Source organism: Microbacterium sp. Y832, from assembly GCF_057669765.1.
Genome location: NZ_JBYHFM010000003.1, coordinates 529,873 through 554,680, shown reverse-complemented (window position 1 = coordinate 554,680; position 24,808 = coordinate 529,873). Strand labels below are relative to the sequence as shown.

Below are 24,808 nucleotides of genomic sequence, written 5' to 3'. Positions count from 1 at the left end.
CGCCGGCGCCGGGCGACGCTAGCGTGGACGGGTGACCACTGCCGCGAACGACCCTCGTATCGGAGACCTCAGCGAGGGCGCCATCCTGCGCCGAATCCTGGATCGACTGAGCCCCTCTGAGGCGCTCGTCGGGCCCGGCGACGACGCCGCCGTGCTGGCGATGCCCGACGGGCGCGTCGTGGCGAGCGTAGACACCCTCGTGCACGGACCGGACTTCCGTCTCGCCTGGTCGAGCGCTTTCGACCTCGGGTGGAAATCTGCCGCGGTCAATCTGTCGGACATCGCGGCGATGGGGGCGCGGCCGACGGCGCTGCTGGTCGCTCTCGCGATGCCCGACGACACCCGCGCGTCCTTCGTCGACGGACTCGCCGAGGGGCTGCGGGCGGCCTGCGACGCGCTCGCGCCCGGGTGCGCCGTCGAAGGCGGTGACCTGACGGTGTCGGACACCCTGACGGTGGCCGTGACGGCCCTCGGATCGCTCGGCGGCCGCGCGCCCCTCCTGCGCTCGGGGGCGCGTGTCGGTGACACGGTCGCCGTCGCGGGCGAGCTCGGACTTGCTGGGCGGGGTCTGCATCTGCTGTTCTCGCGGTTCCGGGATGCCGCCGGTCAGCCGGTCCCCGTCGACCCGACGGTGCTGACGGCCGACGAAGCGCGCGATCTCGCCGCGCAGCTGCGTCCGTCGCCGCCTGTCGCCCTGGGCGCCGTGGCCGCCGAAGCCGGAGCGACGGCGCTGATGGACGTGTCGGACGGTCTCGTGCTCGATGCGACCCGCATGGCGGAGGCCTCGGGCGTCACGATCGACCTCGACGGCGCGCTCGATGAGGCAGAGCTGAGCGGCGGTGAAGACCATGCGCTCCTCGCCGCGTTCCCCGGCGACCTCGCGGTCCCCGAGGGGTTCCGGGCGATCGGTCGCGTCACCGCGGCAGGCGACTCGCCCGTGCTCGTGGGCGGGCGCCCGTATGCCGGCCGCGGAGGCTGGGACCCGTATCAGGACTGGGACTCACACGTCGGCTGATGTGCCGGACCACCACAGGGTCGTGTCGCCGTAGCGCTTGTCCCGGATCGCCTCCAGGCCGTTCGGGAGCTCCGGCGCGCCCGAGCGTGTCGCGCGTTCGACGATGACGGTCGCGCCCGGGGCGAGAAGGAGCACGAGAAGGTCGAGCACGACGGAGAGCTCATCGGCCGGAAGGTCGTACGGCGGATCGATGAAGACGAGGTCGAACGGCCCCCGCGCCGAGCGCAGGTAGCTGACCACGGCGGTGCGGTGCACGCGCACGGTGCCGTCCACACCGTCGACGGCGGCGACGCGGTCCGCGTTCTTCTGCACCACGGTCGCCGCGCGCGGGCTCTTCTCGACGAGGTCGACCGACCTCGCCCCCCGGCTGAGCGCTTCGAGGCCGAGAGCGCCCGACCCCGCATAGAGGTCGAGCACGCGTGCGCCCTCCACCTCGTCGGCTGACTCGAGGGCGCTGAAGAGGGATTCGCGCACACGATCGCTCGTCGGCCGTGTTCCGGCATCCGGCACGGTCAGAGCGAAGGAACCTGCACGGCCCGCGATGATCCTGGTCACAAGCAACAGCCTACGAGGCGACGTCCGAGCGCCTGCATAGACTCGATGCATGCCCGGCCTGACGCTCGAATCCCGTCTCGACGGCGTCGTGGGCGGCAAGACGGCGACGGCGCTCGCGAAGGCCTTCGACATGCGCACGGTGGGCGACCTGCTGTCGCACTACCCGCGCCGCTATGCGCGCCGCGGCGAACTCACACCGATCGACTCGCTGCCGCTGGGTGAACCCGTCACGATCGTCGCCGAGGTCGTGCGGGTCAACGAGCGACGCATGCAGAACCGCAAGGGCACGCTACTCGAAGTGGTGATCAGTGACGGTCAGGGGCAGCTGAGCCTGACGTTCTTCAATCAAGCCTGGCGCGCGAAAGACCTTCAGCCCGGCCGTCGCGGAATCTTCGCCGGCAAGGTGGGGGAGTACCGGCGTACGACGCAGCTGACGCACCCCGACTACGAGCTCTTCGACGACGAAGACGCGGCGCGCCAGAACGCGCAGGCCTACGCGACGATCCCGATCCCGATCTACCCCGCGACGAGCACGCTGGCCAGCTGGCAATTCACCAAGATCGTCGAACTCGTTCTCGACGGCCTCGGTGAAGTGCCGGATCCGCTGCCCGACGAACTGCGCATCCGCCACGGCCTCGTGACGGTGCGTGAGGCGATCGAATGGATCCACCGTCCGGCCGATGAAGTGCAGTACGCCGCCGCGCGCCAGACGCTGCGCATGCACGAGGCGTTCGTGCTGCAGGCTGCCCTGCTGCAGCAGCGCAACCTCGTGCGCGCTCTGTCGGCGACGCGGCGTGAGGGCGGTTCGCTGCTCGAGCGCTTCGACGCCGCGCTGCCGTTCGAGCGCACGCCCGACCAGATCACGGTCGGTGACCAGATCGAGCGTGACCTCGTCGGCGGCTGGCCCATGAACCGGCTCGTCCAGGGCGAAGTGGGATCGGGCAAGACGCTCGTCGCGCTGCGCGCGATGCTGCAGGTCGCCGAGAGCGGCGGGCAGTCTGCGCTCATCGCTCCGACCGAGGTGCTCGCGGGCCAGCATCTTCGCTCGATCGCCCGGATGCTCGGACCCGACCTCGCCCCGGAACTCATGCCGACCCTCCTCACGGGCCAGCTCACCGCTGCCGAGCGGCGCAAGGCGGCCCTGCGCACGGCATCGGGGCAAGCGCGGATCGTCGTGGGCACGCACGCGCTCTTGAGCGATTCGACGACGTTCGCCGACCTCGGGCTCGTCGTCGTCGACGAGCAGCACCGCTTCGGCGTCGAGCAGCGCGAGGCCCTGCGTGCGAAGGGCTCAGCGCCACACGCGCTCGTGCTGACGGCGACGCCCATCCCGCGCACGGTCGCGATGACGGTGTTCGGCGACCTCGACGTCTCGACGATCCGCACGATGCCCGCCGGTCGCGCGGGGATCGAGTCATTCGTCGCGCCGCTGGCCGAACGCCCCGCGTGGTTCGGTCGAGTGTGGGACCGCATCGCCGAAGAGGTCGCGCTCGGGCGCCAGGCGTTCGTCGTGTGCGCCGCGATCGACGCTGAGGCGCTCACGAAAGACGAGAAGACCGACCCCCTCGTCGAACCGCTCGACGCCGAGACTGCGCGGACGCGCTGGGGGGTGGTGCAGGTCCGCGACCTGTTGTCGCGGCATCCGTCCTTCGCCGGTATCCGGGTCGAGATCCTGCACGGCAAGATGCCGTCCGAGACGAAGGACGCCGTGATGCAGGCGTTCGCGCGCGGCGAGGTCGACGTGCTCGTGGCCACGACCGTCGTCGAGGTCGGTGTCGACGTGCCCAACGCTTCGACGATGGCGATCCTCGAGGCCGATCGGTTCGGTGTCTCTCAGCTGCACCAGTTGCGAGGGCGGGTCGGCCGAGGCGGGGTGCCGGGGCTCTGTCTGCTCGTGACCGAGGCGCCGGCGGGCAGCGCCGCTCGGCGTCGTGTCGAAGCCGTCGCGGCGACGCTCGACGGATTCGAGCTCGCCGAGGTCGACCTCGAACTCCGCGGTGAGGGCGACGTGCTCGGCGATGCGCAGTCCGGTGCGCGTTCCTCGCTGCGCCTTCTGCGGGTCGTGAAAGACGCGGATCTCATCGCAGAGGCTCGGATCGCCGCCGAACGCGTCTTGGCCGAAGACCCTGCCCTGGAGCGTCATCCTGGACTCGAAGCGGCCATCGAACGCCGCGTCGGGCACGAAGAGCGAGCGGCCCTGGCCCGCACGTGAGGCGGCCGGTCGCACCCGGCGATACGCTGGACGAGTGAATCCCAGGATCGCCGTCGTCCCCGGCTCGTTCGACCCCCCGACGCTCGGGCATCTCGATGTCATCCGGCGTGCGGCTTCTCTGTATGACCAGCTGCACGTGCTCGTCGTTCACAACCCCGACAAAGAGGCGATGCTGCCCATCGCGCAGCGACTGGCCCTGCTCGAGCAGTCGATCAGCGAAGCAGGGATCGCATCCGAGGTCGTCGTGGCGTCGTGGAGCATGGGTCTTCTCGTCGACTACGCCGTCGACGTCGACGCCGGCGTGCTCGTCAAGGGCATCCGCTCGCAGGTCGATGTCGCCTACGAGACGCCGATGGCGATCGTGAACCGCCACCTCGCGCATGTCGAGACGGTGTTCCTGCTGCCCGATCCGTCGCACGCGCTCGTCTCGAGCTCACTCGTGCGCCAGGTCGCTGCGCTGGGCGGCGATGTGTCGCCGTACGTCCCCGCTCCTGTGGCGCGGTTCCTCGACACGGGCGCGCGCGGCCTCTGAGGCGCGCAGCGCGGGTAGGATCGACGACCGTGAGTAGGTACAGACCCGGCGCTTTCGCCATCCCGGTACGAGACATCGTCCGCCGAGCCGGCGAGATGCGCGAGCACGTGCTCGACGTCACCGCTCCTGAGAAGTGGGGCGAGGGTCTCGTCGCCGTCGAGGCGGGCGAACCCATCACGATCGACGTCCGACTGGAATCGGTGCACGAAGGCATCCTGGTCTCGGCGACGATCGACACCGAGTACCGCGGCGTGTGCGGACGGTGCCTCACCGACATCGTCGCGCCTGTCGAAGTCGAGTTTCAGGATCTTTTCGCGTATCCTGGGGATGAAACATCTGACTTCGAGCTTCAAGACGACCACGTGGATCTTGAAACTCCGGTCAGGGATGCGATCGTCCTGTCGCTTCCGTTTCAGCCGGTGTGTCAGCCGGATTGCCCCGGCCTCGATCCGGCCACGGGTGAGCGGATGGCCCGAGACACCGACGAAGAGCAGCGCGAACCCCTCGATCCACGCTGGGCCGCGCTCCAGGACTTCACCACAGACCCCGACACCGACGCCCCGCGTGCGGGTGCCGAGAACACAGAAGAGAGCTAGTCATGGCAGGTAACCCCCCGAAGCGGAAGGTCTCCCGCTCCAACACTCGTTCGCGTCGCGCGCAGTGGAAGGCCGAGGTCCCCACGCTCGTCAAGACGATCGAGAACGGCAAGGTCGTCTACAGCCGGCCGCACCAGGCGAAGGTCGTCACCGACTCGCAGGGCACCGAGCTGTTCATGGAGTACAAGGGCCGCAAGGTCTCTGACGTCTGATCGCGGCTGACGCCGTGACGACTGTCACGTCGGGCTCTGCCCGTCTCACCGACAAGCTCGGGGTCGACATCGACCCCGAGCTTCTGTCGCTTGCCCTCACGCATCGCTCGTGGGCGTATGAGAACGGCCAGGGTCCGCACAACGAACGTCTCGAGTTCCTCGGGGACGCCGTGCTCGGCCAGGCCGTCACGGTTCGCCTGTACATGCGGCATCCCGATCTCGACGAGGGCGCGCTCGCCAAGCGTCGCGCTGCCGTTGTATCGACCATCGCCCTCGCCGAGGTCGCACGCACGATCGGCCTCGGCGACTATGTGAAGCTCGGTCGCGGCGAGATGCTGACGGGCGGGCGCGACAAGGACTCGATCCTCGCCGACACGACCGAGGCGATCATCGGCGCCGCCTATCTCTCGGCGGGTCCGGATGCGGCGACCGACCTCGTGCTGCGGCTCGTCGGCCCTCTGCTCGAAGACCCTGAGCGCTACGGCGCGGCGATGGACCCCAAGACGGCGCTGCAGGAACTCGCGGCACGTCTGGGCACCGCGGCGCCCACGTACGAGGTCACGTCGACGGGTCCCGACCACGACCGGCGCTTCACGGCCACCGTGAACGTCGCAGGAGTCACACACGACGGCGTGGGAACGAGTAAGAAGCACGCTGAGATGGCTGCCGCACTCACCGCGTGGCGCGAGCTCAGCGGCCGTGCCTGAGCTGCCCGAAGTCGAAGTGGTGCGTGCGGGCCTGGCGCCCGCGGTCTCGGGTTCCACCGTTGCCGCCGTGACGGTGCTCGACGAACGGGCGCTGACCCGGCACTCGGGCGACCGCGCGCACTTCGAGCAGGCCCTGACGGGGCGCAGGATCGGCACGGCGGCGCGCCGGGGCAAGTTCCTGTGGCTTCCGCTGGACGCGTCGTCCGAAGCGCTCGTGGGACACCTGGGCATGAGCGGCCAGCTGCTGCTGCGCGCCGCGGGTGCCCCGACGGAGCGACACGAACGCGTACGTCTCGACATCACGCACCCCGAGCACGGCGACCTCGCCGTCGTGTTCGCCGATCAGCGCACCTTCGGCTCGCTCGCCCTGGATGAGCTCGTCGCGACGGCGGACGGAGCGCCCGGCGGGTTCGGCACACCCGACGCCCTCGTGCCGACGCAGGTCGCGCACATCGCGCGCGATCCACTGGATCCCGCGTTCGACGACGTCGGGTTCCGGCGCAGCCTCGCACGCAAGAACTCGGCCATCAAGCGCGTTCTGCTGGACCAGACGGTGGTGAGCGGCATCGGCAACATCTACGCCGACGAAGCGCTCTGGGGCGCGCGCATCCACCCCGAGTCGCCGGCATCCGCTCTTTCGTCCCGCGCCGTCACCTCATTGCTGGCGCACGTGCGCGCGGTCCTCGACAAGGCCCTCGCCGAAGGCGGCACGAGCTTCGACGCCCAGTACGTCAACGTCAACGGCGAGGCGGGCTACTTCGCGCACTCTCTGCACGCTTACGGCCGCACGGGCCAGCCCTGCCATCGCTGCGGTGGACCGATCGTGCGCGTGTCGTTCATGAACCGCTCGTCGCATCTCTGTCCGCGCTGTCAGCGCCGACGATGACCGGCTCCCCGGCTCAGGCCGGGGAAGGGCGGTCGATCGCGAACGCGAGATGCGGCATGTCCACGCCGCGGTACTGTTTCACGAAGCGACCCCGAACCGTCATGCCCAGGCGGATCGCGACGTTCATGGACGCGATATTCGTGTCGCGCACCTGCGCGTAGAGACGTCCGACGCCGAGGGTGTCGAACGCATCATCGCGGCACGCGGAGGCTGCCTCGGTCGCGTAGCCGCGGTGCCAGTGCGACCGGTTGAACAGGTACCCGACTTCGACGACGTCCTGATCCAGGATGAGCTGACGCGTGAGCCCGCACTGGCCGATCATCTCGCCTGTTTCCCGCAGCTCCACCGCCCACAGCCCGAACCCGTCCACTCGGTAGCGCTCCAGTGTGCGATCGAGCCACCCCCGAACCTGATCGTTCGAGAACGGTCCCTCGTAGGCCGTCATCGTCTCGGCATCCTGAAGGATCGCACGCAGCGCCGGCAGATCGGCCGCCGACATCTCGCGCAGCGACAAGCGCGGTGTCTGGAGAACCATTCGGCCAGTGTGCCAGCATCACGACACGAGCACCTTCTTCCACGCACCGCCGTACGCGATGGGCACGAAACCGAGCGTCTCGTTGATGTCGAGCATCGGCCGATTCTCTTCTGCGTTGTATGTGATGACGCGAGGAGACCGCGGTGCGAGCTCGTGCCAGCGCATGAGGCCCGCGCACTTGACGAGCATGCCCAGCCGATGGCCGCGGTGCTCCCGCAGGACGAGCGTGTCCTCCTGGTGCGAGGCCTCCGTGCGATCGACACCGACTTCGAGCTCGTTGAAGGCGCACAGCTCGCCCGTCGTGATGTGCTGCGCCGCGGTCACGAGCAGCAGGCGTCCGGTATCGGCGTACGTGCGGTCGTGACGACTCAGGCGAGCGGCATCCCACGTCTCTTCGTCGATCTCCATCCCCGCTGCCGGCGCGTCGGTCGACATGCGGGACTTCATCCACGCGTAGCCCCCGCGATACTCGTCGGGCGTGGGCGGGGACCACTGCACGACGCGGTAGTCCGTGGCCACCGCGGCCGCCTCGCGCCACAGCCTCTCGACGTCGTCGAACGGCCGCGTCAGGTCGAAGGCGCTGCTGCGCTCGACCTGCTCGAGCGTGTACCCGTGTCGCAGGTAGAAGCGCGCCGCGTGGTCACGGGGAATCGACCCGACCCCCGTCGGGGCATCGAGGTGCGGTGCATCGGCGGACGGGTGCGTCGCCCAGGACTGCAGCACGGTGCGCCCGTGCTCGCGGGCGACGCGTTCGACGAGGTCGTAGGCCGCCGAGCCGATGCCGTGGGCCCACACGTCGCGCAGCAGCTCGATGAGCCAGTACGCGGTGCGTGATCCCGATTCCTGCGGAATGTCTACGCCGACCCGGCCGACGAAGACGCCGTCGACGATGACGGCCCACAGCAGGCGGATCTCGTGGGGATCGGCCTGGTAGTGGGGGAGCAGCTCAGCGGCGGTCATGCTCTCGTCGCTGTGTCCCGAGATCTCTTCGTACACGCGGTTGCGGACACGGACGAGCTCGATGAAGTCGGCGGCGTCCGGGTCGCCGATGCGGTCGGGGCAGGTGATGGGGCGCAGCTCGAGGCCCGCGAGGGTTGTTCCGGTCATGGTGACTCCATGGTGAGCAGAGGGGTGGGTAAGGGGGCGGTGAGGTGGTGCGACGCCGTGGCGCCGCACCACCTCACGCACGCGGGGAAAGCAGTTGCTGTCGCAGAAAGGCGGATTCGCGTGCGGCGCGGCTGCGCTCGTTCGTCAGAGTGCGGGCGTGCAGGTCGCGGTCCTGCTGGCGCCCTGCATGGCGCGTGCTGTGCAGCAGCAGCCAGAGACCGATGCGCAACGCGAGCCGGTCGGCGAGGCGCACCGGCCGTGCAACCGGAGTGAGAGTGGGCACGAGGACGGGCGCGGTGCGCACATCGACGAGGTACTTGGACATGATCGACTTTCGAGTCGGAAGGATAGGAGATGGATCGGAACGATCCGGGATGCGCGGGTGACGCGCGGCGGCACAGAAAGCCGCGACGAGCCGAAGCCCGATGTGCGGGCGGGCGCCCGCCCGAAGGCAGAGCGATCCCCTGGGCGGTTCAGCCGAAGGTGGGGAAGGCGGCGCAGAAGGAGGCGGTCGCCGGTGCAGAGGCGACTGCTCCTGTGAGCACACGGGCAGCGGGGACCTTGCCGGCTGCGATCATGCGAATCATCATGGCGACCTCCTTTCGACTTCTCACGCGGTCGATCACGCTAGCGCAGGGATACAATGCACGCAAGCATTCTCGGCGTGTCGAGGCGAGATGTCTCTCGGATGCGGCTCGCCGCCCGCGGTATCCGGGGCCTTTCGACTACTTTTGACGCAATGTCCATCCCGGAGCCGCGCGCATGCACCTGAAGAGCGTCACGATCAAGGGCTTCAAGTCCTTCGCGCAGCCGACGACTTTCGCCTTCGAGCCGGGTGTCACGTGCATCGTCGGTCCGAACGGCAGTGGCAAATCCAACGTCGTCGACGCTCTCGCGTGGGTCATGGGCGAGCAGGGCGCCAAGACCCTGCGCGGCGGCAAGATGGAGGACGTCATCTTCGCCGGCACCGCGACTCGCGGACCCCTCGGTCGGGCCGAGGTGCAGCTGACGATCGACAACAGTGATGGTGCCCTGCCGATCGAGTACGCCGAAGTGAGCATCAGTCGCACGCTGTTCCGCAATGGGGCGAGTGAGTACGCCATCAACGGTGACGCGTGTCGGCTGCTCGACGTGCAGGAGTTGCTGAGCGACTCTGGTCTCGGCCGCGAGATGCACGTGATCGTCGGGCAGGGTCGGCTCGACAACGTGCTGCAGGCCACCCCCGAAGACCGCCGAGGCTTCATCGAAGAGGCCGCGGGGATCCTCAAGCATCGGCGTCGCAAAGAGAAGACGCTGCGAAAGCTTGCGGCCATGGAAGCCAATCTGACGCGCCTCAGCGACCTGGCGGGCGAACTGCGCCGGCAGCTGAAGCCGCTCGGGCGACAGGCCGAGATCGCCCGCGAAGCGGCCACGATCGCTGCTGTCGTGCGTGACGCGAAGGCGCGCCTCTTCGCCGACGACCTCGCGACACTGCGGACGCAGCTGGCCGACCATGCGCGCAACGAGCAGGAGCGTCACGCCGAGCGGCTCGTGCTTCAGGACCAGCTCGACAATGTGCGCGCCCGCATCCGCGAGCTCGAGTCCGATCAGCGCTCCGAGGCGGTCGACGTGGCTCGGCGGGTCGCCTTCGACCTCGAAAGAGTGCAGGAGCGTGTCCGAGGTCTGTACACGCTCGCGGGTCAGCGGCTTGCGCTGCTCGGCGACGCCGAGGATGAGCGCATCGAACTCACGACGGTCTCGCAAGAGATGATCGACGACGCTCGTGCCGAGATCGACGACATCGGCGCAGGCCTCGGACAGGCGCAGGATGCCGCGGCCGCCGCCTCGCGCGACGTGATCCGCGCACGGGCCGAGCTCGATGCCCTCGACGTCGACATCGCGGCGCAGAGCGCCCTCGTCTCCGAGCACGACATGCGCTTGACGGCACTGCGCGGCACAGCCGAGGCAGCGGCGTCCGCGCTGACCGCGGTCCGCGCGGCCGTCGAACGCCAGCAGAAGGCGCTCGATGCCGCCCTGATCCGCCGTGCCGAGGCAGAGCAGGAGCTCGCCGGTGTGCAGCCCGATCTGGCGCCCGAAGGCACCGCCGTCGAGCACGCCGCTGCATACGAGCGGGCCCAGCGCGATGCGACGGACGCCGAGGCAGAAGTCGCGGGACTGCGCGATCGCCTGCACGCCACCGAGCGCGAAGTCGAAGCCCTCACGGCGCAGACGACGGCGCTCGGGCGGGCGCTCGAGATCAAGAGTGCGTCGGCGACCGTGCTCGCCGATGCACGCGCCGGGCTGCGCGGGCTCGTCGGCGACGCGATCCAGGTGCAGTCCGGCTTCGAGGCGGCCATCGCCGCAGTGCTCGGGCCGGTCGCCGAGGGAGTCCTGGTCGACGACGCAGACACCGCGTTCCAGCTCGCCGACGAGCTGCGCGGCGCCGATCTGGGCGTCGTCGACATCGTCATCGCCGACGCCTCCGCGCCGGTCGCCGACGTGCCCCGCGCACCCGGGCTCACCCCGGCACGCGATGTCGTGAGCGGGCCCGAGGGACTGCTCGGCATCCTGTCGTTCGTGATGATCGCCGATGACCTCGCTGCCGCCCGCGATGCCGCGATCGACCCGGCCGTGCCGGTGACGATCGTGACCCGTTCGGGGGAGCTCTGCACGCGGCACTCGCTGCGCGCCGGGGCCGGTGCTTCGCGGTCGCGCATCGAGCTCGGAGCCGAGCGGGACGCTGCGGCCGAGCGCCGCGACGAATTGACGGTCGTGGCCCATTCGCTGCGCGAAGCGCTCGGCGACGCGACACACCGCCTCGACGTCGCGCGACAGCATACGCGGACAGCACTCACGACGCTGCGCGAGCACGACGCGGCATTGGCTGCTCACGCCGAACAGGTCAACCGTGCGACCGTGCGGTACGAGTCCGCCGTCGCGGAGTGCGAACGGCTCGCGGCGGGACTCGCCCAGGCGCAGGCGGCTGTCGCCGAGGCCGAGGATTCCGCCCGGATCACCGATGACCGGCTGACGGCGGCGCTCGAGGCCCCCCGGCCGATCCTCGACGCCTCCGCGCGCGACGGCATGCTCGCCGCGCTCGAAGCGGCGCGCGACGGCGAGATGCGCGCACGACTCGACGTCGAAACGCTGCGCGAGCGCATCCGCGCGAGCGAAGCCCGCGTCGCCCAGCTCGTGCGTCAGCGCGAGCGCGAACGCGCGGCCGCCGCCGAGGCAGCGAGGCGGGCGGTCATCCGCCGCGCGCAGCGCGATGTCGCCGAGCGCGTCGTCGCGCAGCTGCCTGCCGTCCTCGATTCGGTCGATCGCTCGATGGCGCAGGCGCGTGTCGAGCTCGCCGCCGCGGAGTCTGCCCGGACCGCCCTCACGGCTGAGCTCGTGCAGCTGCGCGAGCGCGAGTCAGGCTTGCGCGAACGCCTCGCGGGCCTCACCGAGAGTGTGCACAGCCTGGAGCTCCAGATCCACGAGAAGCGCCTGCACGTGACGGGCGTGGTCGAGCGCGTTGCCTCTGAACTCGGCCTGGACGAAGATATTCTTCTTTCCGAATATGGTCCTGATCAGCCCGTGCCGGTCGACGGTGGGGCAGAGGTCCCGGCCGGGGAGGACGCCCAGACGGTTCCGTACGATCGGGCGCAGCAGCGCAAGCGCCTGCAGGACGCCGAGCGGAAGCTCGGACAACTCGGGCGGGTGAATCCGCTCGCCCTCGAGGAGTTCGCGGCCCTCGAACAGCGACACCTGTTCCTCACCGAACAGCTCGCCGATCTCTCGCAGACCCGCAAAGACCTGCTGACGATCATCGACGAGCTGGACGAACGGATGCAGACGATCTTCCTCGCGGCCTTCGAAGACACCCGCGTCGCATTCGGCGAAGTGTTCCCGATCCTCTTCCCCGGCGGCACGGGCAGCATCTCGCTGACCAACCCGGACGACCCGCTGACTACGGGCATCGAGGTGTCGGTGCGACCTGTCGGAAAGAAGATCGAGAGGCTGTCGCTGCTCTCGGGCGGGGAGCGCTCGCTCGCGGCGGTCGCGTTGCTGACGGCGATCTTCAAGGCGCGCCCGAGCCCGTTCTACATCCTCGACGAGGTCGAAGCCGCCCTCGATGACGCCAACCTCGGGCGTCTGCTCGGCGTCTTCGAGCAGCTGCGGGAATCGAGTCAGCTCATCGTCATCACCCACCAGAAGCGCACGATGGAGATCGCCGACGCTCTTTACGGGGTCTCCATGCGGCAGGACGGCGTCTCGGCGGTCGTCGGGCAACGGATCCAGGAGCGCGCGGCGTCGTAGGGCTGGGCCTCGTAGAGTTGAGGCATGGCACAGAGCTCCTGGTCGCTCGGTCGAGCGCTGCGCGGCATGTTCGTCAAGCCCACGATCGACGAGAACACGTGGGAAGACCTCGAAACAGCGTTGCTGACGGCTGACTTCGGCCCCGACATCACTGAGACGATCGTCGACGAACTGCGCGAGAAGGTCGAACGTTTCCGCACGACGGATCCCGCCGACCTGCAGCGCATGCTGCGCGAGACGTTGGAAGAGCACTTCTCCAAGTTCGACACGACGCTGCGGCTCACCGAGCGCCCCGCGGTCGTGCTCGTCGTCGGCGTCAACGGTGTGGGAAAGACCACGACGATCGGCAAGTTCGCGAAGTTCCTGCAGCGGTACGGACGCTCCGTCGTCGTCGGCGCGGCGGACACGTTCCGCGCGGCGGCCGTCGACCAGCTCGCCACCTGGGCTGAGCGGGGCGGCGCCGCGATCGTTCGACCCGAGCAGGAGGGGCAGGACCCGGCATCCGTCGCCTTTCAGACGATCGAGTACGCCAAGCGCACCGGCACCGAGATCGTGCTGGTCGACACGGCCGGCCGCCTGCACACCAAGGGCGGGCTCATGGACGAGCTCTCGAAGATCCGACGGGTCATCGAGAAGCAGGCGCCGATCAGCGAAGTGCTTCTCGTGCTGGATGCCACCACGGGCCAGAACGGCGTCATGCAGGCGCAGGCGTTCCTCGAGCACGCCGGGGTCACGGGCCTCGTGCTGACAAAGCTCGATGGGTCGGCCAAGGGAGGATTCGTGCTGGCCGTGCAAGAGAAGACGGGGATCCCCGTCAAGTTGCTCGGTCAGGGCGAGAACATCGGCGACCTCACGGGCTTCACCCCGCACGTCTTCGCCGCGTCGCTCGTGGAGTGACCTGCGGCATCCGACATGCTCGACTCGCCGTGCAGGACTATCGCGCCGCGCATCGTGCTGGTTTCATGGAGAGATGGCGATCGAACACGACTATTTCGGGCTTCTCGAATCAGGGCCTGACGGTTCGATCTTCTGGTCGGAGACCGTCGAACTCGGCGATCAGGCCGTGACGATCGATCTCACCGCCCCCGACCAGGCCGACGTCTCACCGGCGGCGCTCGATGTGGCTGCAGGGCTCATCTCGGGGCTGGAGACGATCGACCTCAGCGCTCGCAACGCGATGGTGGCAGAGCTCGACGACCGCACGAGCGAAGTGATCGAGTACATCCTGCAGCAGCAGCAAGAGCTCGGCGACGATCTCGAAGACATGCTCGTCGACATTTCCGGCGACGTGCAGATCGATGTGATCCGTTCGCTGCAGTTCATGAGCATGACGATCCTCGCCGACGAGCACGGGGGAGCGGACCCGTTCGCGGTGCTCGAGTACGCGCTGGACCCGGACGCGACCGACGACGTGCTCCTGGTCAACCTCGGAACCGACGGCGATGTGCTCTCGGTCACCAGCGCTGACTGACGTCTCCCACCACGGCCGCTCCAGCGGTCTTGATGTGCGGAGATACGACACCACCCCTTCGCGGGCCGTAGCCTGAACGCATGGCAGCGGGTTCTGGCAGACCGAAGGCTTCGTCGCGAGACACTCTCGCCGAGGCGGCGTGCGAGCTCTTCCTCGAGCAGGGGTTCGAGGCGACGTCGATCGTCGAGATCGCGACGCGCGCCGGTGTCAGCCGGTCGAGCTTCTTCAACTACTTCTCCTCGAAGTCCGACGTCCTGTGGGCGGGGCTCGACGAATGGATCGGCGAGCTCGAGAGGACGCTCGAGACGTGCTCGCGCGATGAGCTCGCGGCTGCCGTGCTTTCGCTCGCCGACGGATTCACGCCCGACGCGTTCGCGCTGGCGGTCACGAACGCGTCGGCGATGGGGCTCGACGACGAGCTCCCGCGCGAAGCCGCGCTGCGCAGCGCGCGGATCGCGCGAGCCGTCGCGACGCACCTGCACTCTCACGGCGCCGACAGGGTGACCGCCGAGGTCGCCGGTGCCGCGTGGGGAGGGGCCGTGCTCGCGGCCCTCGAGACCTGGGCGCTCGATGGCGCGGGACGCACGTCGCTCGCACGATTCCTCGCGCTCGCGAGCGACGTCGCGGCGCGCACGATGCCGCCGGCTCCGGGGGGTTCCGTGCAGCAGCTTCGGCTCGTCGTGCACGCGACCGACTTCGACGAGGCGCTGGCGTTCTACCGCGACGTCGCGGGGATGCCGCAGCTCGAGGCCTATGAGGCCGACGGCGGCGCACGGGTCGCGATCCTCGGGGCCGGGCGCGCCACGCTCGAACTCGCGAACTCGGCGCAGGTCGCCTTCATCGACCGCGTCGAAGCCGACGACGGCACGAGCGATCGTCTGCGCGTCGCCCTCGAAGTCGAGGACGCCGCCGCGATGACCGACCGGCTGGCCGCAGCGGGCGCGGCGGTGGAGGCCCCCGCCCGCGACACGCCGTGGCGTTCCCGAAACGCACGCGTCCGTGGCCCGGCCGATCTGCAGCTCACGCTCTTCCAAGAGCTCGGGCCGGCCTGAGGGCGCAAATCACGGCACGCCGAAGACGCGCGCGCTGAGATCGCCTGGCACTCGCTCGGGCGCTGAACCCGTAGAATCGGGGCATCATGGCGACTTTCGGCACACTCTCCGACCGGCTGACCGAGACCTTCCGGAATCTCCGGAAGAAGGGACAGCTCACACCGGCTGACGTCGACGGCACCGTCCGCGAGATCCGGCGCGCGCTCCTCGACGCCGACGTGGCACTCGTCGTCGTCAAGGAGTTCACGGGCAAGGTGCGCGAGCGCGCCCTCGGCGACGAAGTCAATCGGGCGCTCAACCCCGCACAGCAGGTCGTGCAGATCGTCAACGAAGAGCTCGTGGCGATCCTCGGCGGTGAGCAGCGTCGACTGCAGTTCGCCAAGAACCCGCCGACGGTCATCATGCTCGCCGGTCTGCAGGGCTCGGGTAAGACGACGTTCGCGGGCAAGCTCGCGCACCGTCTCGAGAAGGACGGCCACACCCCGCTTCTCGTCGCCGCCGACCTGCAGCGCCCCAACGCCGTCAACCAGCTTCAGGTCGTCGCTGAGCGCGCAGGCGCCGCGATCTACGCGCCCGAGCCGGGCAACGGCGTCGGCGACCCCGTGAAGGTCGCCAAGGACGGTGTCGAGGTCGCACGTCGCCAGCAGCACGACGTCGTCATCATCGACACGGCCGGTCGCCTCGGTGTGGACGCCGAGCTCATGAAGCAGGCCGCCAACATCCGCAAGGCGACCGACCCCGACGAAGTCCTGTTCGTCATCGACGCCATGATCGGCCAGGACGCCGTCAACACCGCCAAGGCCTTCCAGGACGGCGTCGATTTCACCGGTGTCGTGCTGTCCAAGCTCGACGGCGACGCACGCGGTGGTGCCGCGCTGTCGGTCGCATCGGTCACCGGCCGCCCCATCATCTATGCCTCGACGGGCGAAGGACTCGACGACCTCGAAGCCTTCCACCCTGATCGCATGGCGAGCCGCATCCTCGACCTCGGCGACATCCTTACCCTCATCGAGCAGGCCCAGCATGCCTTCGATGAGGAGGAGGCCATGAAGGTGGCCGAGAAGCTCGCGACAGAGAGCTTCACGCTCGAGGACTTCCTCGAGCAGATGCAGCAGATCAAGAAGATGGGCTCGATGAAGAAGATGCTCGGGATGCTCCCGGGTATGGGCCAGATGAAGCAGCAGATCGAGGACTTCGACGAGCGGGAGATCGACCGCACCGAGGCCATCATCCGCTCCATGACGCCCGGTGAGCGTCGCAACCCGAAGGTGCTCAACGGATCACGTCGTCTGCGTATCGCTCGGGGTTCCGGTGTCACGGTGACCGAGGTCAACCAGCTCGTTCAGCGGTTCGACCAGGCCGCCAAGATGATGAAGACCGTCGCGCGCGGCGGCGTGCCGAACATCCCCGGAATGGGCCCCGTTCCCGGTGGTGCCCGCCCGGGCGCCTCGGCGAAGCGCGGCAAGAAGCAGAAGTCGAAGGGCTCGCGTTCGGGCAACCCGGCCAAGCGCGCTGCCGAGAACGCCGGCATCCAGGCGGAGACGTCTGCGCCGACCGGCTCGGGTTTCGGCCTGGGCGGCGCCAAGGGCGCTCCGAGTGTCGAGGATCTGGCCGAGCTGCAGAAGATGCTCGGACGCGGCTGACGACCAGCATTCTGGCGCTGGCCACCTCAGCGTCGCGACAGGTGCTCCCGCAGTGTGGGGCCGGTCCGGAACTCGCGGATGAGGTGCTGTACGACGGCGCGCAGGTCGCCGTCTGAGGCGTCGGCGACGAGTCTTTGACGTGTCGCGCTGGATCCTTCGGTGAGGATCGACTCGATGCCGGCGAATTCGCGCGCGCACTTCAGCTCGACCGCGACGTCGTCGAGGCGTTCGAGCGTCTCGCGGATGTGGTCCGTGACAGGGCGCTGCGTGCCCTCGCGATCGATGATCACCTCGGCGTCCAGGCCGTAGCGCGCGGCGCGCCACTTGTTCTCGCGCGTGAACCACGGCGGCAGCGTCGTGAGCTCACGGCCCTCGTCGAGCTCGCGCGAGAAATGCTCGACGAGCGTCTGCACGAGTGCTGCGAGGGCGGCCAGCTCGGGCAGGGTCGACATCCCGTCGCACGCGCGCACCTCGATGGTTCCCCACCGCGGTGCCGGGCGGATGTCCCAGCGCACTTCGGTCGGGTCAGCGATGACGTCGGTGGCGATCATGCCGCGCAGATACTCCTCGAACTCGGCCCAATCCTGGAGCGGCCACGGCAGTCCGGCGGTCGGCAGCTGCTGGAAGACGAGGCTGCGGTTGGAGGCGTATCCCGTGCGTTCGCCCGCCCAGTACGGACTCGACGCGGACAGTGCCTGGAGGTGCGGCAGATAGGCCGACAGGGCATTGATGATGGGGAACACCTTGGTGACGTCTTCGACTCCCACGTGGATGTGGATGCCCCAGATCATCATGTTGCGTCCCCACCACTGCGTGCGCTCGATGAGCGACTGGTACCGGGTCTTCTCGGTCACCTCCTGGTCGTACCACTGCGCGAACGGGTGGCTCCCCGCGCACAGCAGCTCGATGTCCAGCGGATCGGTGACCGCGCGGATCGCGGCGATCGCATCGGCGATGTCGTCGACGGCGGCGGCGACGGTGTTGCCGATGCCGCTCGTGACCTCGACGGTGTTCGTCAGCAGCTCGCCCGTCACGGTGTGACGCTCGTGCTCCGTCGAGTCGCCGAGAGCTTCGAGAACGGCGGGGGCGCGCGGCACGAGATCGCCCGTCTCCCGGTCGGCGAGCATGATTTCCCATTCGAGCCCGACCGAAGAGCGGGCGGATGTCGCGAAAGCCACCGTCATCCGCTCAGTTTCGCACGCGCCGACACGCGACTCCGAGGTTTCGCGGCATCCCGTATCATCTGGCAGAATAGAGGGCTGGACGCCCCACTCGACCCTCTATCCGGTGTGGCGATCCCCTTCCGAGCTCCCGCCGGGTGTGCACCCCACGCTCCAGGCGACGTTCATCCGCTTCCACACATTCAGGAGAATCGTGGCTGTCAAGATCCGTCTCAAGCGTTTCGGCAAGATTCGTGCCCCGTACTACCGCATCGTCGTCGCAGACTCGCGCACCAAGCGCGATGGCCGCGTCATCGAAGAAATCGGCAAGTACCACCCGACCGAGGAGCCCTCGGTCATCGAGGTCGACTCGGAGCGCGCCCAGCACTGGCTGAGTGTCGGCGCCCAGCCGACCGAGCAGGTGCGTGCCCTCCTCAAGCTCACGGGCGACTGGGGCAAGTTCAAGGGTGACCCCAACGCCGTCTCGACCGTGCGCGTGGCCCCCGAGAAGGTGCCGTTCGAGGTCGACGCATCCAAGAAGTCCGTCGTCAAGCCCAAGGCTGAGAAGAAGGCCGACGAGCCCGCCGCTGAGGCTGAGGCTGCCGCGCCCGCCGCCGACGCGACCGACGCAGAGTAAGACATTGCTCGCCGCCGCGCTCGAACACGTTGTCAAGGGCATCGTCGATCATCCCGACGATGTCCGCATCCAGTCGTCCACGTCGCCCCGTGGTGACGTCCTCGAGGTGCGCGTGCACCCGGACGACCGGGGCCGCGTGATCGGGCGCGGCGGCCGCACAGCCAAGGCGCTGCGCACGCTCATCTCCTCGCTCGCGGACGGACGCCGCGTGCGAGTCGACGTCGCGGACGATTGATGACTGACGAACCCACGCCGAATCCGGCGCACGACACACCCTCGCCCAGTCCCGCTTCACCCCTCGGACGCACGCAGCTCCGGGTCGGACGCCTCGTGAAGGCTCACGGGCTGAAGGGCGCGCTCAAGGTCGAGCTCTACACCGACGACCCCGACGGCCGGTTCTCACCGGGGTCGACCTTCACTCTGCAGGTGCCGGATTCGTCCCCCTGGCACGGCAAGCAGCTCACGGTGCGCGAGTTCCGGTGGATGAACTCCCACGCCGTCGCGTTCTTCGAGGGCGTCGAGGACCGTTCGGGAGCCGAAGAGCTCATCCGCGCGATCCTCTGGGTGGATCAGGACGCCGACGCGGTCTCGGCCGAAGACGACGCCTGGTACCACCATCAGCTCATCGGTCTCGACGTCGTGCGTGACGGCGCCGTCGTCGGCCGCGTCGTGCGCGTGGACCACATGCCCGCGCAGGATCTTCTCGTGATCAACCTCCGGGATGGTCACGAAGTGCTCGTGCCGTTCGTCTCGGCGATCGTGCCCGACGTGGACATCGAGGCCGGCCGCATCACGGTCACCCCGCCCGCGGGACTCTTCGAAGAGCTCACGACGGAGGAGCCCGCGACCCCCGCCGCCGAGGACGAGTCCGCGGAGGACTGACGTGCGCATCGACGTCGTCTCGATCTTCCCGTCGTTCTTCGACGTGCTGGAGGTCTCGCTTCTCGGCCGAGCCCGTGGCAACGGACTGCTCGACATCCGCGTGCACGATCTGCGCGATCACACGCACGATCGTCATCGCACGGTCGATGACACGCCATACGGCGGCGGTGCCGGCATGGTCATGAAGCCCGAGCCGTGGGGCGAAGCGCTCGATTCGATCGTCTCGGATGCCGCATCCCCACCCGTGTTCGTCTTCCCCTCGCCCGCGGGGGAGCGATTCACCCAGGCCACCGCCCGCGAGCTGTCCACCGCGCCGCACCTCGTGTTCGGCTGCGGACGCTACGAGGGCATCGACGAGCGTGTGTTCTCGTACGCCGCGACGCTCGGCGACGTGCGGCTCGTGAGCCTCGGGGACTATGTCCTCAACGGGGGAGAGGTCGCCGCGATGGCGATGATCGAGGCGATCGGCCGGCTCATCCCCGGCGTCGTCGGAAACCCCGAGAGTCTCGTCGAGGAATCCCATGAGGACGGCCTGCTCGAGTACCCGTCGTACACGAAGCCCGCGTCCTGGCGCGGGTACGACGTGCCCGAGCTGCTTCTGAGCGGTCACCACGGCAAAGTCGCCGCGTGGCGCCGGGAGCAGCAGATCGAGCGCACGCGTGAACGCCGGCCCGACCTTCTGCCGGACGAGTCGCTCTCCCCGTGAGAACGGTCTGGCCGACAGTGACGGTGACAGTCCGTGTCCTAGGACTCAACCCATCGGGGAGCTGCCGTCAGGTCATATACCTAGCCGAGCCGTAGGTTCGAGACTCCTCGCAGAGGTCGTCGATCCTCCTCCTCCTCTTCCTCCTGATTCTGGTCCGTGTCGTGGTCGGGATTATTGGGCCTGGCACGCATCGTTGCCTCCTTGTAGAACGCCGTGGATCTCAGCGCGGATTTCCTGAATCGATGGCGATAGGCCCACGAGCCAACGCGCCATCGCCGCCCGTTCGAATGCCCGTGCCCGTCTCTTTTCCCTGGTCATCCGAGGATACGCTCGGGACGATTCGCACACTAGCGGTGTCGTAGACAGCTCAGGCTGTGGCGGGCTAGCTTTCTCACATGCAGCAGTGGGTGCTGGCGCAGGAGACACCCCTCGGCGAGCGGTTGCTCGTGGCGGCTATCGGCCCGCTTATCACAGTTCTCATCGGCGGCCTCCTCGTCTGGGCGATCACGTCGATGGTCACGCGTCGCCGCGAAGCCGCGGACAAGGCACAGCAACACGCCCGAGAGGATGCGCTGCGCCGCCACGAAGAGCTCCGTGCCGATATGGTCCGGGACCAGGAAAGAGCGCGCGCGGACGACGAGTTGCGGCAGGAGCTGATCTCTGCGATGACCGACGCCGCGGGCACGTTGTACCTCAGTGCGCAGAATTACTGGCGCGCCAAGAGGTATGACCACGACACAGCGGCTGCTCGATCAGCACTGGACGCGCAGTACCTCAAGAGTCGGGCGACGGGGGAGATACTGGAGAATCGCCTCGAAGGCTACTTCGCCGACGATCAGCCGCGGCAATTATGGCACCGAGTCATGGACTTGCTCACCGTCAGGTTCTTCCAGCTGCATGACCGGGACACCGAAGCGCTCTACAGGGCTAATCAGGGTGACGCGCATTCCGGGCTCAGCGCGGAGGATCTCCGACACACCAAGCTGCTCCTCACCAGCTACCACCGAGCGCTCAAGGACTCGGTTCGCGCCGTGCTTGAGACCCCTCTCCGGGACCGCTCGTAAGCAGGCGACGGTTGAGACGCCCTCGACGCAGCACCTCCGGGAAGAACGACTAGTCGACGCCGAGGAACGAGCGGTCGGTCAGGATGACGGGACCGTCCTCGGTGATGGCGATCGTGTGCTCAGAGTGGGCGCCGCGCGAGCCGTCGGCGGACCGCAGCGTCCAGCCATCCGGGTCGGTGACGAGCTCATCGGTCGTCTGCAGGAACCACGGTTCGAGAGCCAGCACCAGGCCCGCGCGCAGCGGATAGCCCCGCGAGGGCTTGCCGTCGTTCGGCACGTGCGGATCGCCGTGCATCTCGCGGCCGACGCCGTGGCCGCCGAAATCGGTGTTGATCGAGTAGCCGTCGGCGTGCGCGATCTCGGCGATCGCGTGCGAGATATCGCCCACCCGGTGTCCTACGGTGGCGGTGGCGATGGCCGCGCTCAAGGCTCGTTCGGTCGTGTCGATGAGGGCGAGGTCTTCGTCGCGGGGTGTGCCCACGACGAACGACACGGCGCTGTCTGCCACCCAGCCGTCGATCGACACGGCGAAGTCCAGGGACACGAGGTCGCCGTCGCGCAGCGCATAGTCGTGGGGGAGTCCGTGCAGCACAGCGTCGTTGACCGATGTGCAGATCACCTTGCCGAACGGGCTGGCCCCGAAGGAGGGGTGATAGTCGATGTAGCACGAGGTGGCACCGGCTCGGCGGATGAGCTCGTGGGCGCGACGATCGATCGCGAGGAGGTTCGTGCCCACCTTGGTCTCGTCGCGCAGCGTTGCGAGGGTCTCGGCGACAAATCGTCCTGCCGGGCGCATCGCTTCGATCTCGGCGGGGGTGCGCAGTTCGATCATGGGAGTCCTCTCATCGACTTCGTCCATTCTGGCGGACCCGACGCGGGGAATCTGCTGTGTCCTTCTCTGCGCGCCCTGCTGCCCTCCGCCGGGGCGGCGTAGCATCAGAGCCATGTGGTTGCGACGTGCATTCTTCGGCTGGCTCATCCCGGCCGCATTCGTGCTGCCGTTGTGGCTGCTCATCGGCTGGAGCGTCTTCAACGCGGGCGCCTGGGGGTTCCTCTGGGTGCTCTTCCTCGCGATCCCGGGCGTGTTCATCTGGCAGCTCGTGCTCACCCTGCTCATTCGCGCGCGTGGCACTGTCCGTGCGCATCGCGCCGTGTCCTGGGCCGACGTCGCCGGCCTGACGGTATGGCACCTGCTCGTCATCGCGCTCGGCTTCTTCGACCCCACCTGGTGGGCCCCGACGGTCGTCACCGCCATCATCGCGGGCCTTGCACTCTTCTGGCTCGAACTGGCTCAGCTGTGGAATCAGGCGAAGCCCTCGACCTTCCTGCTGCGCACGAGCAGCGGGGTCGGTTACATCGCGCCGGCGGCGCCCCGTTCCGAGCCCGTGGCAGAGGACGTCATCGTCATCACCGAGAAGCCCGGGTCACCTCTGGGCTGATCCGCGGCCCCATTTTGGTGGCATCCGTCATCCGTGGCAGAATGGCTGTTTGTGTCCTGACCCGACTCTGCCTCAGGGGAGTCTGCCCTTCGGATCCATGCCGATGGCTTCGGACACACGACATCCTTTCCATTCCTTCCCGCGATCGACCTGTGGCGGTCGCAGAGAGAAACGATCATGCAGATCCTCGATTCGGTCGACGCAGCATCGCTGCGTTCCGACATTCCCGCTTTCGGCCCCGGTGACACCGTCAAGGTGCACGTCAACATCACGGAGGGCACCCGCTCGCGTATCCAGGTCTTCCAGGGGGTCGTCATCGGCCGCCAGGGTGACGGCGTCCGCGAGACCTTCACGGTCCGCAAGATCAGCTTCCAGGTCGGCGTGGAGCGCACCTTCCCGGTGCACAGCCCCGTGATCGACCACATTGAGATCGTGAGCCGCGGCGACGTGCGTCGCGCGAAGCTCTACTACCTGCGCAACCTCCGTGGCAAGAAGGCCAAGATCAAGGAGAAGCGCGAGAACTGACCTCGTGTTGCGATGCCCCGGACCACGTGTCCGGGGCATCGTCGTACCATGCCCGGGACAGCTCGGCAGAATCGGCTGTGCCCGGGCGTCCTGTCGCCTCCGAATGTGCGAACCTTGGAGGACGGTTCCGCCGCCGCCCGGCGTTCTCCCCGCGAAGGATCTCCATGACCACCGAGCAGACGGCGTCGGCTGAACCAGCTCGGTCTTCGGACACCTCTGATGACAGCAGCGGTCGTCGCAGCTGGCTCATCTTCCTGCGCGACGTCATCGTGATCGTGCTGGTCGCGGTGCTCGTGTCCTTCCTCGTCAAGACCTTCGTCGTGCGGTCCTTCTACATCCCGTCCGGCTCGATGGAGGACACCCTCGTCGTCAACGACCGGATCTTCGTCGACGAGCTCACACCGCGGTTCACGGGCTACGAGCGGGGCGACATCGTCGTGTTCCGCGATCCCGGAGGCTGGCTGCCACCCAGCACGCGACCCGAGCGCGCGCCGTTCATCGAGGCGATCGACGGGGTCCTCGGCTTCGTGGGACTCACCGCGCCCGACAGCGACGACCATCTCGTGAAGCGCATCATCGGACTGCCGGGCGATCACGTCGTCTGCTGCAATGCGCTCGGCCAGCTCACCGTCAATGGGGTGCCGATCGACGAGACGCCGTACACGAAGCTGCCCGGAGGCAGCCCTGCGTCGGCCGACACGTTCGATGTCGTCGTGCCCGAAGGCAGCCTGTGGGTCTTGGGCGACAACCGCAACCGGTCGAAGGACTCGCGCTACAACACGAACCAGCCGGGGAAGGGATTCGTCCCCGTCGACAACGTCGTGGGCCGCGCATTCGTCATCACGTGGCCCTTCGACCGCTTCTCACTTCTCGACTTCCACCATGAGGTGTTCTCGGGCGTACCCGACCCGGAGGGGGCCGACGCGCCATGACGGTGACGGCGCCGCGTCTCACGCTCGAGCGACGGCTGCTCAAGGAGCACGCGATCGTCATCGCGTGCGACGAGGTGGGCCGCGGCGCGCTGGCGGGTCCTGTCGCGGTCGGCGCGGCGGTCATCGACGCGCGGCGCTCGCGCCAAAGGGTGCCTGAGGGTCTGCGCGACTCCAAGCTCGTACCCGAGCTGCGCCGCCCTGCGGTGGCAGCTCGCGCGGTGCAGTGGGTGTCCGCCAGCGCGGTCGGGTGGGCCAGTTCCGCCGAGATCGACGAGGTCGGCATCATGCGGGCGTTGGGTCTCGCGACGATCCGCGCCCTCGCTGACCTGCGCGCCCACGGGATCGTGCCCGAAGATGCGATCGTCCTGCTGGACGGCAACCACGACTACATCACGCCGGCGGGGGCTGTGGGCCTGCAGGTGCGACCTGTCGTCAAGGCGGACCGCGACTGCGCCAGCGCGGCGGCGGCATCCGTCATCGCGAAGGTCGCTCGTGACACCCTGATGACCCGACTGCACGACGATCTGCCGCAGTATGACTGGGGGCGTAACAAGGGTTACGCGAGCCCGACGCATCGCGAAGCCATCCGCGCGCATGGCATCAGCGCGCATCACCGCGCCTCGTGGGCGATCACCGACGCGCCGACGCTGTTCTGACGG

The 24,808-nt window shown here is 68.4% G+C and carries 27 protein-coding genes; 21 read left to right on the top strand and 6 right to left on the bottom strand.

Annotated elements, in window-relative coordinates; translation table 11 throughout:
• Nucleotides 1-31 precede the first annotated feature (31 nt).
• Nucleotides 32-1,015 carry a thiamine-phosphate kinase gene (thiL, locus tag AC25YV_RS08350; RefSeq protein ID WP_488123364.1) on the top strand — a complete coding sequence of 328 codons (984 nt, stop codon included), beginning with the start codon at nucleotides 32-34 and terminating at the stop codon, nucleotides 1,013-1,015.
• On the opposite strand, the gene rsmD is transcribed toward thiL, so the two are convergent.
• Entirely contained in the window at nucleotides 1,001-1,570 is a 570-nt protein-coding gene (gene rsmD / locus AC25YV_RS08345; RefSeq protein WP_488123363.1) for a 16S rRNA (guanine(966)-N(2))-methyltransferase RsmD, read from the bottom strand. The genes thiL and rsmD overlap by 15 nt on opposite strands.
• A 49-nt stretch (nucleotides 1,571-1,619) precedes the next feature.
• Between rsmD and AC25YV_RS08340 the strand changes: the two genes are divergently transcribed.
• The 6 genes from AC25YV_RS08340 to mutM all read left to right on the top strand — a co-directional run bounded on the left by AC25YV_RS08340 (nucleotide 1,620) and on the right by mutM (nucleotide 6,715).
• Nucleotides 1,620-3,782, top strand: coding sequence for an ATP-dependent DNA helicase RecG (locus tag AC25YV_RS08340; RefSeq protein ID WP_488123362.1), 2,163 nt, complete (start codon nucleotides 1,620-1,622; stop codon nucleotides 3,780-3,782).
• Nucleotides 3,783-3,816: 34 nt separating this feature from the next.
• Nucleotides 3,817-4,314, top strand: coding sequence for a pantetheine-phosphate adenylyltransferase (gene coaD / locus AC25YV_RS08335; RefSeq protein WP_488123361.1), 498 nt, complete (start codon nucleotides 3,817-3,819; stop codon nucleotides 4,312-4,314).
• A 95-nt stretch (nucleotides 4,315-4,409) separates the two neighbouring features.
• Nucleotides 4,410-4,910, top strand: a complete 501-nt coding sequence (locus AC25YV_RS08330; RefSeq protein ID WP_488123439.1) for a YceD family protein — start codon at nucleotides 4,410-4,412, stop codon at nucleotides 4,908-4,910.
• A 2-nt stretch (nucleotides 4,911-4,912) separates the two neighbouring features.
• Nucleotides 4,913-5,122, top strand: coding sequence for a 50S ribosomal protein L32 (gene rpmF, locus AC25YV_RS08325; protein WP_488123360.1), 210 nt, complete (start codon nucleotides 4,913-4,915; stop codon nucleotides 5,120-5,122).
• A 14-nt stretch (nucleotides 5,123-5,136) separates the two neighbouring features.
• Nucleotides 5,137-5,829 carry a ribonuclease III gene (gene rnc, locus AC25YV_RS08320; RefSeq protein WP_488123359.1) on the top strand — a complete coding sequence of 231 codons (693 nt, stop codon included), beginning with the start codon at nucleotides 5,137-5,139 and terminating at the stop codon, nucleotides 5,827-5,829.
• Complete coding sequence (gene mutM / locus AC25YV_RS08315) at nucleotides 5,822-6,715, top strand: bifunctional DNA-formamidopyrimidine glycosylase/DNA-(apurinic or apyrimidinic site) lyase (protein WP_488123358.1); 894 nt, start codon at nucleotides 5,822-5,824, stop codon at nucleotides 6,713-6,715. The genes rnc and mutM overlap by 8 nt, the downstream gene beginning before the upstream one ends.
• Before the next feature lie 13 nt (nucleotides 6,716-6,728).
• On the opposite strand, the gene AC25YV_RS08310 is transcribed toward mutM, so the two are convergent.
• The 3 genes from AC25YV_RS08310 to AC25YV_RS08300 all read right to left on the bottom strand — a co-directional run bounded on the left by AC25YV_RS08310 (nucleotide 6,729) and on the right by AC25YV_RS08300 (nucleotide 8,682).
• On the bottom strand, nucleotides 6,729-7,250 hold the full coding sequence (locus tag AC25YV_RS08310; RefSeq protein WP_488123357.1) for a GNAT family N-acetyltransferase: 522 nt from the start codon (nucleotides 7,248-7,250) through the stop codon (nucleotides 6,729-6,731).
• An 18-nt stretch (nucleotides 7,251-7,268) separates the two neighbouring features.
• A complete protein-coding gene (locus tag AC25YV_RS08305; protein WP_488123356.1) occupies nucleotides 7,269-8,357 on the bottom strand; it encodes a GNAT family N-acetyltransferase in 1,089 nt (362 codons plus the stop codon).
• Between the two features lie 73 nt (nucleotides 8,358-8,430).
• The gene (locus AC25YV_RS08300) at nucleotides 8,431-8,682 is read right to left on the bottom strand and encodes a hypothetical protein (RefSeq protein WP_488123355.1); all 252 of its coding nucleotides are present in this window, start codon (nucleotides 8,680-8,682) and stop codon (nucleotides 8,431-8,433) included.
• Between the two features lie 437 nt (nucleotides 8,683-9,119).
• Between AC25YV_RS08300 and smc the strand changes: the two genes are divergently transcribed.
• From smc to ffh, 5 genes are all read left to right on the top strand, one after another.
• On the top strand, nucleotides 9,120-12,638 hold the full coding sequence (gene smc / locus AC25YV_RS08295) for a chromosome segregation protein SMC (protein WP_488123354.1): 3,519 nt from the start codon (nucleotides 9,120-9,122) through the stop codon (nucleotides 12,636-12,638).
• A gap of 24 nt (nucleotides 12,639-12,662) precedes the next feature.
• Complete coding sequence (ftsY, locus tag AC25YV_RS08290) at nucleotides 12,663-13,535, top strand: signal recognition particle-docking protein FtsY (protein ID WP_488123353.1); 873 nt, start codon at nucleotides 12,663-12,665, stop codon at nucleotides 13,533-13,535.
• Nucleotides 13,536-13,608: 73 nt separating this feature from the next.
• Nucleotides 13,609-14,109, top strand: coding sequence for a DUF2004 domain-containing protein (locus tag AC25YV_RS08285; protein WP_488123352.1), 501 nt, complete (start codon nucleotides 13,609-13,611; stop codon nucleotides 14,107-14,109).
• An 80-nt stretch (nucleotides 14,110-14,189) separates the two neighbouring features.
• Complete coding sequence (locus AC25YV_RS08280) at nucleotides 14,190-15,161, top strand: TetR family transcriptional regulator (RefSeq protein WP_488123351.1); 972 nt, start codon at nucleotides 14,190-14,192, stop codon at nucleotides 15,159-15,161.
• Between the two features lie 86 nt (nucleotides 15,162-15,247).
• The gene (gene ffh, locus AC25YV_RS08275; RefSeq protein ID WP_488123350.1) at nucleotides 15,248-16,804 is read left to right on the top strand and encodes a signal recognition particle protein; all 1,557 of its coding nucleotides are present in this window, start codon (nucleotides 15,248-15,250) and stop codon (nucleotides 16,802-16,804) included.
• A 26-nt stretch (nucleotides 16,805-16,830) separates the two neighbouring features.
• On the opposite strand, the gene AC25YV_RS08270 is transcribed toward ffh, so the two are convergent.
• Nucleotides 16,831-17,988: a glutamate--cysteine ligase gene (locus AC25YV_RS08270; RefSeq protein ID WP_488123349.1), complete on the bottom strand. Its 1,158-nt coding sequence runs from the start codon at nucleotides 17,986-17,988 to the stop codon at nucleotides 16,831-16,833.
• 190 nt (nucleotides 17,989-18,178) lie between these two features.
• On the opposite strand from AC25YV_RS08270, the gene rpsP reads away from it, so the two are divergent.
• From rpsP to AC25YV_RS08245, 5 genes are all read left to right on the top strand, one after another.
• On the top strand, nucleotides 18,179-18,601 hold the full coding sequence (rpsP, locus tag AC25YV_RS08265; RefSeq protein WP_488123348.1) for a 30S ribosomal protein S16: 423 nt from the start codon (nucleotides 18,179-18,181) through the stop codon (nucleotides 18,599-18,601).
• Nucleotides 18,602-18,605: 4 nt separating this feature from the next.
• On the top strand, nucleotides 18,606-18,836 hold the full coding sequence (locus AC25YV_RS08260; protein ID WP_376127620.1) for an RNA-binding protein: 231 nt from the start codon (nucleotides 18,606-18,608) through the stop codon (nucleotides 18,834-18,836).
• On the top strand, nucleotides 18,836-19,483 hold the full coding sequence (rimM, locus tag AC25YV_RS08255) for a ribosome maturation factor RimM (RefSeq protein WP_488123347.1): 648 nt from the start codon (nucleotides 18,836-18,838) through the stop codon (nucleotides 19,481-19,483). The genes AC25YV_RS08260 and rimM overlap by 1 nt, the downstream gene beginning before the upstream one ends.
• 1 nt (nucleotide 19,484) lies before the next feature.
• Nucleotides 19,485-20,189 (top strand): tRNA (guanosine(37)-N1)-methyltransferase TrmD, encoded by a 705-nt coding sequence (gene trmD / locus AC25YV_RS08250; RefSeq protein WP_488123346.1) that lies wholly within the window; start codon nucleotides 19,485-19,487, stop codon nucleotides 20,187-20,189.
• A gap of 395 nt (nucleotides 20,190-20,584) precedes the next feature.
• The gene (locus AC25YV_RS08245) at nucleotides 20,585-21,253 is read left to right on the top strand and encodes a hypothetical protein (protein WP_488123345.1); all 669 of its coding nucleotides are present in this window, start codon (nucleotides 20,585-20,587) and stop codon (nucleotides 21,251-21,253) included.
• A gap of 49 nt (nucleotides 21,254-21,302) precedes the next feature.
• Here the strand turns inward: AC25YV_RS08245 and map are convergent, their stop codons facing one another.
• On the bottom strand, nucleotides 21,303-22,085 hold the full coding sequence (gene map, locus AC25YV_RS08240; protein ID WP_488123344.1) for a type I methionyl aminopeptidase: 783 nt from the start codon (nucleotides 22,083-22,085) through the stop codon (nucleotides 21,303-21,305).
• Nucleotides 22,086-22,197: 112 nt separating this feature from the next.
• On the opposite strand from map, the gene AC25YV_RS08235 reads away from it, so the two are divergent.
• From AC25YV_RS08235 to rnhB, 4 genes are all read left to right on the top strand, one after another.
• Nucleotides 22,198-22,692 carry an MFS transporter permease gene (locus tag AC25YV_RS08235; RefSeq protein ID WP_488123343.1) on the top strand — a complete coding sequence of 165 codons (495 nt, stop codon included), beginning with the start codon at nucleotides 22,198-22,200 and terminating at the stop codon, nucleotides 22,690-22,692.
• Between the two features lie 177 nt (nucleotides 22,693-22,869).
• Nucleotides 22,870-23,217, top strand: a complete 348-nt coding sequence (gene rplS / locus AC25YV_RS08230) for a 50S ribosomal protein L19 (RefSeq protein WP_488123342.1) — start codon at nucleotides 22,870-22,872, stop codon at nucleotides 23,215-23,217.
• 164 nt (nucleotides 23,218-23,381) lie between these two features.
• Nucleotides 23,382-24,149: a signal peptidase I gene (gene lepB / locus AC25YV_RS08225; protein WP_488123341.1), complete on the top strand. Its 768-nt coding sequence runs from the start codon at nucleotides 23,382-23,384 to the stop codon at nucleotides 24,147-24,149.
• Complete coding sequence (rnhB, locus tag AC25YV_RS08220; protein ID WP_488123340.1) at nucleotides 24,146-24,805, top strand: ribonuclease HII; 660 nt, start codon at nucleotides 24,146-24,148, stop codon at nucleotides 24,803-24,805. Before lepB ends, rnhB begins: the two co-directional genes overlap by 4 nt.
• Nucleotides 24,806-24,808: the final 3 nt, after the last annotated feature.

Excerpts from the sequence above, each read along its gene's own strand:
- AC25YV_RS08340 (WP_488123362.1), top strand. The coding sequence starts at position 1,620 with ATGCCCGGCCTGACGCTCGAATCCCGTCTCGACGGCGTCGTGGGCGGC.
- AC25YV_RS08330 (WP_488123439.1), top strand. The coding sequence starts at position 4,410 with ATGCGCGAGCACGTGCTCGACGTCACCGCTCCTGAGAAGTGGGGCGAG.
- rpmF (WP_488123360.1), top strand. The coding sequence starts at position 4,913 with ATGGCAGGTAACCCCCCGAAGCGGAAGGTCTCCCGCTCCAACACTCGT.
- AC25YV_RS08310 (WP_488123357.1), bottom strand. The coding sequence starts at position 7,250 with ATGGTTCTCCAGACACCGCGCTTGTCGCTGCGCGAGATGTCGGCGGCC.
- AC25YV_RS08305 (WP_488123356.1), bottom strand. The coding sequence starts at position 8,357 with ATGACCGGAACAACCCTCGCGGGCCTCGAGCTGCGCCCCATCACCTGC.
- AC25YV_RS08300 (WP_488123355.1), bottom strand. The coding sequence starts at position 8,682 with ATGTCCAAGTACCTCGTCGATGTGCGCACCGCGCCCGTCCTCGTGCCC.
- smc (WP_488123354.1), top strand. The coding sequence starts at position 9,120 with ATGCACCTGAAGAGCGTCACGATCAAGGGCTTCAAGTCCTTCGCGCAG.
- ftsY (WP_488123353.1), top strand. The coding sequence starts at position 12,663 with ATGGCACAGAGCTCCTGGTCGCTCGGTCGAGCGCTGCGCGGCATGTTC.
- AC25YV_RS08285 (WP_488123352.1), top strand. The coding sequence starts at position 13,609 with ATGGCGATCGAACACGACTATTTCGGGCTTCTCGAATCAGGGCCTGAC.
- AC25YV_RS08280 (WP_488123351.1), top strand. The coding sequence starts at position 14,190 with ATGGCAGCGGGTTCTGGCAGACCGAAGGCTTCGTCGCGAGACACTCTC.
- ffh (WP_488123350.1), top strand. The coding sequence starts at position 15,248 with ATGGCGACTTTCGGCACACTCTCCGACCGGCTGACCGAGACCTTCCGG.
- AC25YV_RS08270 (WP_488123349.1), bottom strand. The coding sequence starts at position 17,988 with ATGACGGTGGCTTTCGCGACATCCGCCCGCTCTTCGGTCGGGCTCGAA.
- rimM (WP_488123347.1), top strand. The coding sequence starts at position 18,836 with ATGACTGACGAACCCACGCCGAATCCGGCGCACGACACACCCTCGCCC.
- AC25YV_RS08245 (WP_488123345.1), top strand. The coding sequence starts at position 20,585 with ATGCAGCAGTGGGTGCTGGCGCAGGAGACACCCCTCGGCGAGCGGTTG.
- map (WP_488123344.1), bottom strand. The coding sequence starts at position 22,085 with ATGATCGAACTGCGCACCCCCGCCGAGATCGAAGCGATGCGCCCGGCA.
- AC25YV_RS08235 (WP_488123343.1), top strand. The coding sequence starts at position 22,198 with ATGTGGTTGCGACGTGCATTCTTCGGCTGGCTCATCCCGGCCGCATTC.
- rplS (WP_488123342.1), top strand. The coding sequence starts at position 22,870 with ATGCAGATCCTCGATTCGGTCGACGCAGCATCGCTGCGTTCCGACATT.
- lepB (WP_488123341.1), top strand. The coding sequence starts at position 23,382 with ATGACCACCGAGCAGACGGCGTCGGCTGAACCAGCTCGGTCTTCGGAC.
- rnhB (WP_488123340.1), top strand. The coding sequence starts at position 24,146 with ATGACGGTGACGGCGCCGCGTCTCACGCTCGAGCGACGGCTGCTCAAG.